Genomic DNA, 12,253 nt, shown 5'->3' on the forward strand with positions numbered 1-12,253 from the left:
GCGACGCGCCGGTATCCGGCTGAAATGCCCGTCGGTGCGCCCACCGCTACCTATCGTGCTGAACCAGGTTTGACGCGAAACCTCACCCGCGACCAGCGCGCGGCCGGCCGGTTCGACACGGTCGCCGCTGGTCGGGCCTGGTCGACGATCGAGAAGGAGTGATCTGCGTGCGGAAGGCGCAACGCCACGCTGTGGTCGGGACTCTCGCGGCGGTTGCCCTGGTGGCGCCCGCCTGCTCGAACAACGAGCAGCCCGCCGACGACACCGCTACCACCACCACCGCCGAGCAGGAGACCTCCGCGGAGCAGTCCCCGTCCCCCACCCGCGATCCGAACAGCGGCGTGACGACCGTCGACGACGCCTTCGGCCCGGGCTGTCCGGACCTGCCGCAGGACGACGAGCCCGGATCGCTCAACGCGATGTCCGAGCAGCCGGTGGCGACGGCGGTGGAGAGCAACCCGCTGCTCACCCAGTTGACCGCCGCGATCAACGCCGTGCCCAACCTCGCGGACACCCTGAACAACTCGCAGGCCCTGACGGTGTTCGCCCCGGCGGACTCCGCGTTCGAGCAGCTGGGCGAGGACCAGCTCAACCAGCTCCTGGCCAATCCGACCGAGCTCGAACCCCTCCTCTCCTACCACGTCGTCGGGGAGAGGTTCGACGCCGAGGAGCTGTCCGAGGCGGGGTCGGTGGCGACCCTGCAGGGCAGCCACGTCAGCGTCGAGGGCAGTGGTGAGGACATGACGGTGGGCGGGGCGCAGGTCCTGTGCGGCAACTTCCCCACCGCCAACGCGACCGTGTTCGTCGTCGACCAGGTGCTCCAGCCGGAGGAGGGAGCGGCGCCCAGCGGTGAGAGCAGCGCACCGGCCGAGTCCGAGGCTCCTGGCGCGGAGGAGCCGGGCGGGGGCGAGCCGGTCGAGGAGGACGGTGAGATGCCGGTACCCACGAACTGAGCCTCGTCGCCGAGGGGGTCCGGCTCGGCCGGGCGCCCCTCGGCCCGTACGAGGCGCCGCTTCCCCGCATTCGAGGGCGGCCACCGCGGAACCCGTGGTGGCCGCCCTCGTTTTTCACCCTTTCAGGGAGTTGCCTCGCAGGGGAGCTGACCTCGTCTTACGGGTCGATTCACGTATGCAACTTTGTGCACCTCTTCACAAGCGCTACCGTGTAGCCGTCACCCCGCCGGGGCCGCGTGCGGACCAACCGCGGTCGGCCGGCGGTTCGTCGACGCAGGTCATGGCGAAAGTCATCACGGCGAGGAGAGTCAGCGTGGCAACACAGCGGGATGCGGGCGAGAGTGTCGTGACCGGTACCGCAGCCGCCGCGTCGGACCGTGCCGGAGAGGGCGCTGCCGAGGGCGACCCCGGCGCGTCCCCGGACGCCCGGCCGGCGGGGACGGCGGCGCCGGACGCCGACGTCGCCGTCGTTCGCGCCCGAGCGCGCGCCATCCCGGAGGCCGCCGTCGCCAGGCTCGCCGTCTACCTGCGCGTGCTCTCGGACCTCTCCGACGACGGCGTCGTGACCATCTCCAGCGAGGAGCTGTCGGTGGCCGCCGGGGTCAACTCGGCGAAGCTCCGCAAGGACCTCTCCTACATCGGCTCCTACGGAACGCGCGGCGTCGGCTACGACGTCAACGTGCTCGTCGGGCAGATCGAGCGGACCCTCGGCCTCACCCGCAAGCACAAGGTCGCGGTCGTCGGTATCGGTAACCTTGGTCACGCCCTGGCCAACTACGGAGGGTTCCCGAGTCGAGGCTTCCCGGTCGCCGCGCTCTTCGACGTCGACCCTGACCTCGAAGGAATCCCGGTCGGCGGGGTCCCGGTGCACCACACCGACGAGATCGTCCGGGTCTGCGGTGAGCTGGAGATCACCATCGGCGTCATCGCCACCCCAGCCCAGGGCGCCCAGGCGGTCTGCGACGGTTTGGTCCAGGGCGGTGTGCGGTGCATCCTGAACTTCGCACCCGTCGTTCTCCAGGTCCCGGACAACGTCGAGGTGCGCAAGGTCGACTTGGCGGTGGAGATGCAGATCCTGTCCTTCCACGTCGCCCGGCGGGACGACGCAGCGTCCGGCCCGGAGGCGGCACGCGTCGGTGACGGCGCCAACCCGGACCGCGACGAGGTCAACGGGGTGGTGGTCTCGAAGTGACGGTCCTCGCCGTCGGCCTCTCGCACCGCACCGCGCCCATCCAGCTCCTCGAGCGGGTGGCCGTCTCCGGCGACCGGTCGGAGAAGCTGCTGCTCGAACTGCTGGAGTGCGGCTCGCTCTCCGAGGTCGTGCTGCTGTCCACCTGCAACCGGGTCGAGATCTACGCCGTCGCCGACTCGTTCCACAGCGGTTTCGACGATGTGGCCGGCGTGCTCGCCCGACGCGCGGGCGTCGAGGTGCCGGACCTGGGCGGCAGCCTCTACGTGCACTACGCCCAGGCCGCCGTCGAGCACCTCTTCACCGTCGCGGCCGGCATGGACTCCATGGTCGTCGGCGAGTCCCAGATCCTCGGTCAGCTCCGCTCCGCCTACGCCCAGGCCGAGCGGCTGGGCACCGTGGGCAGCGTCCTCCACGAGCTGAGCCAGCAGGCGCTGCGGGTCGGCAAGCGCGTCCACGCGGAGACCGGGATCGGGGCCGAGGGCGCGTCAGTGGTCTCCGAGGCGCTCTCCGACGCCAGCGAGCTGCTCGGCGGGCTGGCCGGGCGACGGGCGCTGCTCGTCGGGGCGGGCTCGATGGGCGGGCTCGCCGCCGCCCACCTGCGTCGCGCCGGGGCCGGTGAGATCGTCGTGGCCAACCGCGGCCTGGACAACGCCCGTCGGCTCTCCGAGCTGAGCAGGCAGAACGGCACCCCGGCCCGCGCCGTGGGCCTCGACTCCCTTGCCGAGGAACTGGCCGTGGCCGACGTCGTCGTCGCCTGCACCGGAGCGGTCGACGCCGTCGTGGAGGTCGGAGCCGTCGTGCGCGCCAACCAGCTGCGCGCCGAGGCGGGGAGGGCGCACCACCCGCTGGTGCTCTGCGACCTCGGCCTGCCCAAGGACGTCGCGCCCGGCGTCGCCGAACTCCCCCAGGTGCGGGTCGTCGACCTGGAGTCGCTGCGCGCGCGGCTGCGCGGCGACCAGGACGGCAACGCCTTCGCGCGTGCCTCGGAGGTCCTGGCCGAGGAGGTCGCCAACTACCTCGCTGCCCAGCGCTCCGCCCAGGTCACCCCGACCGTGACCGCGCTGCGCAAGCGCGCCGCCGACGTAGTCGACGCGGAACTGCTCCGGCTGGACTCCCGGTTGCCCGACCTCGACGTGACCGTGCGGGAGGAACTCGCCAGGACGGTCCGCCGCGTGGTCGACAAGCTCCTGCACACGCCGACGGTCCGGGTGAAGGAACTGGCCGCCGGCCCGGGCGGCGGTGACTACGCCGACGCGCTCCGCGAGCTCTTCGCCCTCGACCCGAGGGCCCCTGGCGCCGTCAGGTCCCGACGCGGTGGGGCCGGCAGCGCGCTGCCAGCACACGGTGGTCCCGGCCGGCAGGACGTCCCCCCGGAGCGCGACCAGGAGGGTGAGGCCAGGTGACCCGCACTCTCCGGCTCGGGACCCGGGGCAGCGCACTGGCGATGACGCAGGCCGGATGGGTCGCCGACCGGCTCAGGGCCGAGGGCGTCGCCGTGGAGCTGGTGACGATCAGCACCGAGGGCGACCGGTCCAGCGCCCCCGTCGCCGAGATCGGCGTCGGCGTCTTCACCTCGGCACTGCGGGACGCGCTGGCCGAGGGGGAGGTGGACCTCGCGGTCCACTCCTACAAGGACCTGCCGACGGCACCCGACCCCCGGCTCCGCCTGGCCGCCGTCCCCACCAGGGAGGACCCGAGGGACGCCCTCGTCGCCAGGGACGACCTGCTCTTGGCCGAGCTGCCGGCGGGCGCGACCGTCGGCACCGGCTCGCCCCGGCGCGCCACCCAGCTCCGAGCACTCGGACTCGGACTGGAGGTACGCGCGTTGCGGGGCAACGTGGAGACCCGGCTGCGCAGGGTCGCCGATGGCGACCTTGACGCTGTGGTGGTGGCGCGTGCCGGCCTCGCCCGACTGGGCAGGCTGGACGCGATCACCGAAACGCTCGACCCCCTCCAGATGCTTCCCGCGCCCGCGCAGGGAGCCTTGGCGGTGGAGTGCCGCGTCGACGACGCGGACGTCGAGCACCTGACGCAGTCCATTGTGGACGACCCGGCCAGCCGCGACGCGGTGACGGCCGAGCGCGCCTTGTTGGCCGCGCTCGACGCCGGTTGCAGCGCTCCCGTCGGCGCGCTGGCCGAAATGGTGGAGGACCTCGACGACGAGGGACGAGCGGTGACCCGCCTGTTCCTCCGGGGTGTCGCGGGAACCGCGCGGGACGCGGTGACGCGTGCCTCCGCCATCGCAGAGACGACAGCAGCAGAGCAGCTCGGCCGCGATGTCGCCGCCGAGCTGCTCGACCTCGGGGCAGCGGTGCTCAGCGGCCCCGAGCGGCAATGAGTGGGGAGTGCCCTGATGACCCGAGCACGTAAGACCCCCGGACGTATCGCCTTCGTGGGTACCGGCCCCGGAGACGCGGGACTCCTCACCGTCCGGGCGAAGAAACTGTTGGCCGCGGCCTCGCTGGTGGTCACCGATCCCGACGTCGCCTCGGAGGCGAGTTCGCTCGTCGCCGACGGGGCGGAGGTCCGCCCCGCGGTGGGGAACCCGGGCGAGGTGGCGACCGACCTGGCGAACGAGGCCCGGGCCGGCCGCTCCGTCGTCCGGCTGGTCAGCGGCGACCCGCTGACCTCGGACGCGGTGGTCGCCGAGGCCCGGGCGGTCGCCGGCACCGACGTGCCCTTCGACGTCGTGCCCGGCGTCGCCGCGGGCAGCGCGGTGCCCGCCTACGCCGGGGTCGCCCTCGGCGCGGTGCACACCGAGGCCGACGTCCGAGGCGACGTGGACTGGGCGGCGCTGGCCGCCGCCCCCGGCACCCTGGTGCTGCACGCCGCCGGCAGCCACCTCGCCGAGGCGGCGTCCTCCCTGGTGGAGCACGGGCTGTCCGCCCAGACGCCCGTCGCGGTGACGGCGGAGGGCACGGCGTTCACCCAGCGCACCCTGGACACCACCCTGGCCTCCCTGGCGGCGGACGCGGGCGAACTGCCCGGCCCGCTGGTCGTCACCATCGGTGACGCGGTCGCCAACCGCCAGGAACTGTCCTGGTGGGAGTCGAGGGCGCTGTACGGCTGGAAGGTGCTGGTCCCCAGGACCAAGGACCAGGCCGGGGCGATGAGCGACCGGCTGCGGGCGCACGGCGCCATCCCGGTGGAGGTGCCGACGATCTCGGTCGAGCCCCCGCGCAGCCCCGCGCAGATGGAGCGCGCGGTCAAGGGCCTGGTCGACGGTCGCTACCAGTGGGTGGTGTTCACCTCGACCAACGCGGTCCGTGCCGTGTGGGAGAAGTTCCGCGAGTTCGGCCTCGACGCCAGGGCCTTCTCCGGCGTGAAGATCGCCTGCGTGGGCGAGGCCACCGCGGAGCGCGTGCGCGGCTTCGGCATCGTGCCGGAACTCCTGCCCTCCGGGGAGCAGTCCAGCGAGGGGCTGCTCGCCGACTTCCCGCCCTACGACGACATCCTCGACCCGGTGGACCGGGTCCTGCTGCCCCGGGCCGACATCGCCACCGAGACCCTGGCCGCCGGCCTGCGGGACCGCGGGTGGGAGATCGACGACGTCACCGCGTACCGGACCGTGCGGGCCGCTCCGCCGCCCGCCGACACCAGGGAGATGATCAAGACCGGCGGCTTCGACGCCGTCTGCTTCACCTCCTCGTCGACGGTCCGGAACCTGGTCGGCATCGCCGGCAAGCCGCACACCAGGACGATCGTGTCCTGCATCGGGCCGGCCACCGCCGAGACCGCGACCGAGTTCGGGCTCCGGGTCGACGTCCAGCCGGAGACGGCGCAGGTCGCGGCGCTCGTGGACGCGCTCGCCGAGCACGCCTCACGGCTCCGGGCGGAGGGCGCCCTGCCCCCGCCGAGGAAGGCGAAGCGGGCCCGCCGCTGAGCACAGGGGGACTGGCCGGTGGTCGGGTGGGCGCGAGGCGCCACCCGACCACCCCGCCCCGACGCGCGACGAAGGGAGACGACGGATGTTCCCCCTGGAACGCCCGAGGCGGTTGCGGCGCACCCCGGCGATGCGCCGCCTCGTCGCGGAGACCAGCCTCGAACCGAGGCACCTGGTGCTGCCCCTGTTCGTCCGGGAGGGGGCGTCGGAACCGGTTCCCATCGCGTCGATGCCCGGTGTCGTGCAGCACGACCTCGACTCGCTGCGGCGGGCCGCGGTGGCCGCCGTCGACGCCGGTGTCGGCGGTCTCATGCTGTTCGGGGTCCCGGAACGCCGGGACGCGAGGGGCAGTGGCGGCGCGGCCCCCAAGGGCATCCTCAACGTGGCGCTCCGCGCGCTGTCCGAGGAGGTGGGTGACGGCACCGTGCTGATGGCGGACACCTGCCTCGACGAGTTCACCGACCACGGTCACTGCGGCCTGCTCACCGACGACGGCGTGGTGGACAACGACCTCACCCTGGAGGCGTACGCGGAGATGGCCGTCGCGCAGGCCGATGCCGGCGCGCACGTGGTGGGCCCCAGCGGCATGATGGACGGGCAGGTGGAGGTGATCCGCCAGGCCCTCGACGAGGCGGGGCATGACGAGACCGCCGTGCTCGCCTACTCGGCCAAGTACACCTCGGCCTTCTACGGCCCGTTCCGCGACGCCGTCGAGTCCCAGCTCACCGGTGACCGCCACACCTACCAGCAGGATCCGGCCAACGGCCGGGAGGCGCTGCGGGAGGTTCGGCTCGATCTGGCCGAGGGCGCCGACGCCGTCATGGTGAAACCGGCGATGTCCTACCTGGACGTGGTGCGCCAGGTCGCCGAGATCTCCGAGGTCCCCGTCGCGGCCTACCAGGTGTCCGGTGAGTACGCGATGGTGGAGGCCGCCGTGGCGAACGGGTGGCTCGACCGCCGGCGCACGGTCCTGGAGACGCTGACCTCGATCCGCCGGGCCGGGGCCGACATCGTCCTCACCTACTGGGCGGCCGAGGCCGCCGGGTGGCTGCGCTCGGCCCGCTGAGCCCTGGGACTCCGCACGACTGGTGGGACGCCGTGCTGACCTCGGTGGACGCTCCCGGGGGTGGCGGAACGGGTTCCGGGCCGAGCCGATCGGATCGCCGCGCGCCCGGTCGGCGTTCCCCGCTCCCGTCGTCGGGGCGGACCGCGCGGGAGCCGGCGTCCCCGGCTCGTCGGAGGCCTTGGCGGGACGAGCGGCGGTCGCTCGCGACCCCCTCGTCGTCATCCTCCGAGGGATCGACCGGAGCCATTACCGCACGCCACGGTGTCTGGTTCGTCCCGGAACGGCGGAATGGCCCTCGGTGGACGTTCCCGCCGAAGGCTCGTAGCGTTGACGCGTGTCCACTCCCCAGGATCCCCGTGAGCCCGACGAGCCCGACCGTCAGCCGGGAGGCGGGATGCCCCCGCCTCCGCCGTTGAGCCCGGACGAGGACGGTCGGAGCCAGCCGGCGATGCCCACCGAGGTCAGGGTGTCGTTCTGGATCTGGATCGGTAGCGCCGTCCTGAACATCGTCTTCAACCTCCTCGCGCTGACCGGTCTGGACGAGTTGCGGGAGGAGTTCCGCCGGGAGGGTCAGGCGAACGGTCTGAGCCCGGACGAGGTGGACAGCGTCTTCAACACGGCCATCGGCGTGACACTGGTCGTCGCGCTGGCCATCCAGGCCCTGTACGTCCTGTTCGCGTTCAAGATGCGCGACGGCCGGAACTGGGCCCGGGCCGCGCTCACGGTGCTCGCCGTGCTGAACCTGCTGCTCTTCGCCTCCGCGGGAGGCGGCAACGGCATGAACACCCTGTTCAACATGTTGCCCGTCGTCGCCACCGTGTTGCTGTTCCTCCCCAACTCCAACGCCTACTTCCAGGCGCACCGGAGACACTGACCCGAGGCCGAGGGCGCGACTTCAGGTGCGCCCTCGGCCAGGTCCCCCGCCGGTTCCCGCGCCGCCGAGGTGCCGTTCCTCGGGTCTTCGACAACGAATATCTCCAGTTCGGTGGACACCCGGGTGGCCGGCTTCTACCGTCGCCGGGTGACCAACCCTCAGGGCCCCTACCAGCAGGGCTCACCGCATCCCGCCAACACTCCGCCACCCGGCTGGGGGCCGCCGCCCGGCGCGTCCGGCGGCGGTACTCCGCCGCCCGGGTACGGGCAGCCCCAGTTCCCCGCCGCTCCCGGCTACGGCCAGGCACCAGGCCAGTTCGGTGGCGGCATGCCGCCGGCGGGGTTCGGCATGGCTCCGCCCCCGCTGTCCGACCCCGAGCAGCGCGCCGGGCAACGGCCAGCCTCCGTGAACACCGCGTTCTTCCTGTGGATGGGCAACGCGGTGCTCGGCATCCTCGCCACGGTCGCCATGATCGTGCTGCTGGACACCGTCGTCGCGCGTGAGGTGGCGGCCTCGGGCGTCAGCGCGGAGCTCGGCGAGAGCGTCACCAGCCTCGCGCGGTCCGCCGCGATGGTGGCGGCGACGATCAGCGCGATCCTGGCCGGCCTCATGATCCTCTTCGTCTTCAAGATGCGGGCCGGGCGCAACTGGGCCAGGATCCTGCTGACCGTGCTGGGAGCCCTCTCGATCCTGGGCACCCTGAGCGACCTCGGCAGCCTCGCCGCGAACTTCGAGGTCGGTGGCCCCGGGATCCTGCTGGGCCTCCTCGCGATCGCGCAGCCCCTGCTGGTCATCGGAGGTCTCGTGATGATGTACCTCGCCGACTCCAACCGGTACTTCCGGCAGTCCTGACCGCCTCGGGGACCCCGAACGGGCGGCCCGGCTGCGGTCGGTGCCGGTGAACCCGACGGCTCTCGCGTGGAAGACTCACGTTCCGTGAAGGCAACCGAGACTGGCGAGCTCCCCGACCGGCGGGACGGGGCCTCGGCCGACGGTGGCGTCCCCGTCACACCGGAGGAGGCCGTGCCACGGCTCCACAGCCCGCTCCGCGCCGTCATCGGCGGCCTTGAGCTGCTGCTGGCACTGGGCGCCGGGGCGCTGACCGCGTGGATGTGGCAGCGCGGGGTGGTCGTCCTCGACTACGTCGCGACCGACGGCCAGGTCGAACACGTCTCCCACCGGCACCTGGGGAACTGGTTGGCCGGGGCCGTCGGTTGCGGCACCCTCGGTGCCCTGCTGCTGCTCGACGCCGCCCGCCAGTTGGTGCTGGCCAGCCGGGCCGGGAAGGGGCCGGCCCCGGATGTCGAGGCCGGCCCAGAGCCGCCGCCGCGGTGAGGTGCGCGACTCCACCCCCACCTCGGACCCCGGCCGCCGAGAGGTCCTTGCGAGACTGGTCCCGTGAGCGAGCAGCGGGAACCAACGGGTGCGGAAGGACACGGCATCGGATCGGCTGGCCGATCCGTCGAGCGGTCGAGGGAGTGGTTCGAACGGGCCAGCGCGCTCACCCCGGGCGGGGTGAACAGCCCGGTGCGGGCGTTCCACTCCGTCGGGGGCACCCCGAGGGTGATGGTGCGCGGCGCCGGCCCGCACCTGTGGGATGTCGACGGGAACCGGTACGTGGACCTCGTGTCCTCGTGGGGGCCGATGATCCTCGGGCACGCCCATCCCGCCGTCGTGGAGGCGGTTCGGTCGGCGGCCACGAACGGGCTGTCCTTCGGCACGCCCACCACCGGTGAGGTGGAGCTCGCCCAGGAGATCATCGACCGCGTGCCCCCGGTCGCCCAGCTGCGACTGGTCAACTCCGGCACCGAGGCCACCATGAGCGCCGTGCGGCTCGCCAGGGGCCACACCGGGCGGCGCAAGGTCGTGAAGTTCGCCGGCTGCTACCACGGGCACGTCGACGCCCTGCTGGCCAGCGCCGGCTCCGGGGTCGCGACGCTGGGACTGCCCACCACTCCGGGCGTCACCGGCGCCCAGGCCGAGGACACCCTCGTCCTGCCCTACAACGACCTCGCCGCCGTGCGGGAGGCCTTCGACCGCCACGGCGCCGACATCGCCTGCGTGATCACCGAGGCCGCGGCCGGCAACATGGGTGCCGTCGCGCCCGTGCCCGGCTTCAACGCCGGTCTCCGGGAACTGTGCGACCGGCACGGCGCCCTGCTCGTGATGGACGAGGTCATGACCGGGTTCCGGGTGTCCCGGTCCGGGTGGTACGGCCTCGACGGGGTCGCCGGCGACCTCTACACCTTCGGCAAGGTGATGTCCGGTGGGCTCCCGGCGGCCGCGTTCGGCGGCCGGGCCGAGGTGATGGCCCGGCTCGCTCCGGCCGGCCCCGTCTACCAGGCCGGCACGCTCTCCGGGAACCCCGTGGCCGTGGCGGCGGGTCTGGCGACGTTGCGCGCCGCCGACGACACCGTGTACGCCCGGCTCGACGAGAACGCCCGTCGGCTCGGTGGCCTGCTCGGTGACGCCCTGACCTCGGCCGGCGTGCCACACCACGTCGCCTACGCCGGTAACCTGCTCAGCGTCTTCTTCAGCGAGGACGAGGTCCACGACTACGCCGCGGCCCAACGGGCCGACACCTGGCGCTTCCCCGCGTTCTTCCACGCGCTGCTGGAGCGTGGCGTGTACGCGCCGCCCAGCGCCTTCGAGGCCTGGTTCGTGTCGGCCGCGCTGGACGACGACGCGTTCGAGGCGATCGCGGCGGCGCTGCCGCCGGCCGCCGAGGCCGCCGCGGCGGCGAGCCGAGAGGGGACGAGATGACGACCCGGACGACCGTGCACCTGCTCCGCCACGGCGAAGTGCACAACCCGAGCGGCGTGCTGTACGGCCGCCTGCCGAACTTCCACCTCTCCGCGACCGGGGAACAGCAGGCCAAGGAGGTCGCGGCGTTCCTGGCCGACCGGGACCTCGTGCACGTGGTGGCCTCGCCGCTGGAGCGGGCCCAGCAGACCGCGCAGCCGCTGGTGGCCACCCACGGCGTGGAACTGGCCACCGACGAGCGCCTCATCGAGGCCGGCAACCTCTTCGAGGGGCTCCGGGTGTCGGTGGGGGACGGCGCGCTGCGGTCCCCCAAGCACTGGTCCAAGCTGCGGAACCCGTTCCGCCCCTCCTGGGGCGAGCCCTACCTGCGGATCGCGCACCGCATGCTCGGAGCCGTCCATCGGGCGCGGGCCGCCGCGGAGGGCCACGAGGCGGTGTGCGTCTCGCACCAGCTGCCGATCTGGACCATCAGGCTGTTCCTCGAAGGACGGCGGATGTGGCACGACCCCCGGCGGCGGCAGTGCTCACTCGCCTCCCTGACCAGCCTGGTCTTCGACGACGAGCAGCTGGTTCGGATCTCCTACTTCGAGCCCGTCGGCAGCACCGACGCACGGGTGACGGGAGCCTGAGCGGCGGCCGCCGGCCCGGTTCCGAGGTGCCGCCTCGGCGGTGGCAGGCTGGCGCCGGGGCACCGCCACCCCGGCGGACGGGCGATGTCCGGTGACGGCGACGGACCCCAGCGGGAAGGTGTGTGATGAGCGGTACCGAAGAGGCCGACCGCGGCGTCGGCGGGACACGGAGTCGACGGCGACGCCGTCCCCTCGCGGCCCTGGTGGTGGCCACCGGCCTGCTGGTCGGCGCCTGCGCCGGCACCGACCAGGTGGAGGGGGACTTCCAGTTCATCGCGCCCGGCGGCCAGACCCGCCTCCACTACGAGGCGGCGGAACGGCAGCCCGTACCGGACATCTCGGGTGAGGACCTGTTCGACGAGGACAGCCGCATCAGCGTCGCCGACTACGCCGGTGACGTCGTCGTCGTCAACATCTGGGGTTCCTGGTGCACGCCGTGCCGGGAGGAGGCCCCCGAGCTCCAGCGCATGTCCGAGGCGACCGCGGACGCGGACGTCCAGTTCCTGGGGATCAGCGTGCGGGACAACCCTCGCAGCGCGCCGATCGACTTCATGGAGAACCTCGGGCTGACCTACCCGAGCATCTACGACCCCTCCGGCCGGTCGCTGCTCGGGCTGCGCGGCTACCCGCGCAACGCCGTGCCCTCCACCCTGTTGATCGACAGGGAGCAGCGGGTGGCGGCCGTGTTCCTCGCTCAGGTCCACGAGGAGGAGCTGATGCCCGCCGTCGAGGACCTGCTCGCCGAGGGCGGTGGCGACGCGGCGGCCCCGGGGGCCGACGACCGGGGCGAGGAGACCGACGGCACCTCCGCCGGGGACGCCGGGGAGGTGGGTGGCCGGTGAGCGGAGGAGTGGGCCGCGCCACGCGTGGACGACCCCCGGCGCCGTATCCGT

12 protein-coding genes are annotated in these 12,253 nt (G+C 73.1%); all 12 read left to right on the forward strand.

The window, feature by feature from the left end; genetic code table 11:
- Positions 1 to 167 precede the first annotated feature (167 nt).
- Positions 168 to 953 (forward strand): fasciclin domain-containing protein, encoded by a 786-nt coding sequence (locus C1701_RS12795; RefSeq protein ID WP_081715553.1) that lies wholly within the window; start codon positions 168 to 170, stop codon positions 951 to 953.
- Between the two features lie 346 nt (positions 954 to 1,299).
- A complete protein-coding gene (locus C1701_RS12800) occupies positions 1,300 to 2,145 on the forward strand; it encodes a redox-sensing transcriptional repressor Rex (protein ID WP_026419595.1) in 846 nt (281 codons plus the stop codon).
- The gene (locus tag C1701_RS12805) at positions 2,142 to 3,548 is read left to right on the forward strand and encodes a glutamyl-tRNA reductase (protein WP_026419594.1); all 1,407 of its coding nucleotides are present in this window, start codon (positions 2,142 to 2,144) and stop codon (positions 3,546 to 3,548) included. Before C1701_RS12800 ends, C1701_RS12805 begins: the two co-directional genes overlap by 4 nt.
- Positions 3,545 to 4,483 carry a hydroxymethylbilane synthase gene (gene hemC / locus C1701_RS12810; protein WP_030104527.1) on the forward strand — a complete coding sequence of 313 codons (939 nt, stop codon included), beginning with the start codon at positions 3,545 to 3,547 and terminating at the stop codon, positions 4,481 to 4,483. The genes C1701_RS12805 and hemC overlap by 4 nt, the downstream gene beginning before the upstream one ends.
- Before the next feature lie 15 nt (positions 4,484 to 4,498).
- Complete coding sequence (locus C1701_RS12815) at positions 4,499 to 6,028, forward strand: uroporphyrinogen-III synthase (protein WP_026419592.1); 1,530 nt, start codon at positions 4,499 to 4,501, stop codon at positions 6,026 to 6,028.
- A gap of 85 nt (positions 6,029 to 6,113) precedes the next feature.
- A complete protein-coding gene (gene hemB / locus C1701_RS12820; protein WP_030226591.1) occupies positions 6,114 to 7,094 on the forward strand; it encodes a porphobilinogen synthase in 981 nt (326 codons plus the stop codon).
- Between the two features lie 334 nt (positions 7,095 to 7,428).
- A complete protein-coding gene (locus C1701_RS12825; RefSeq protein WP_155886203.1) occupies positions 7,429 to 7,968 on the forward strand; it encodes a hypothetical protein in 540 nt (179 codons plus the stop codon).
- A gap of 147 nt (positions 7,969 to 8,115) precedes the next feature.
- A complete protein-coding gene (locus C1701_RS12830; protein WP_155886202.1) occupies positions 8,116 to 8,820 on the forward strand; it encodes a hypothetical protein in 705 nt (234 codons plus the stop codon).
- An 84-nt stretch (positions 8,821 to 8,904) separates the two neighbouring features.
- The gene (locus C1701_RS12835) at positions 8,905 to 9,303 is read left to right on the forward strand and encodes a hypothetical protein (RefSeq protein ID WP_051712999.1); all 399 of its coding nucleotides are present in this window, start codon (positions 8,905 to 8,907) and stop codon (positions 9,301 to 9,303) included.
- A gap of 105 nt (positions 9,304 to 9,408) precedes the next feature.
- A complete protein-coding gene (gene hemL, locus C1701_RS12840; protein ID WP_030226589.1) occupies positions 9,409 to 10,731 on the forward strand; it encodes a glutamate-1-semialdehyde 2,1-aminomutase in 1,323 nt (440 codons plus the stop codon).
- Positions 10,728 to 11,360, forward strand: coding sequence for a histidine phosphatase family protein (locus C1701_RS12845; protein ID WP_026419587.1), 633 nt, complete (start codon positions 10,728 to 10,730; stop codon positions 11,358 to 11,360). Before hemL ends, C1701_RS12845 begins: the two co-directional genes overlap by 4 nt.
- 125 nt (positions 11,361 to 11,485) lie before the next feature.
- The gene (locus C1701_RS12850) at positions 11,486 to 12,202 is read left to right on the forward strand and encodes a TlpA family protein disulfide reductase (protein ID WP_081893383.1); all 717 of its coding nucleotides are present in this window, start codon (positions 11,486 to 11,488) and stop codon (positions 12,200 to 12,202) included.
- Positions 12,203 to 12,253: the final 51 nt, after the last annotated feature.

Origin of the sequence: Actinoalloteichus sp. AHMU CJ021 (assembly GCF_002895405.1) — a bacterium.
GTDB classification, from domain to species: Bacteria; Actinomycetota; Actinomycetes; order Mycobacteriales; family Pseudonocardiaceae; genus Actinoalloteichus_B; species Actinoalloteichus_B caeruleus.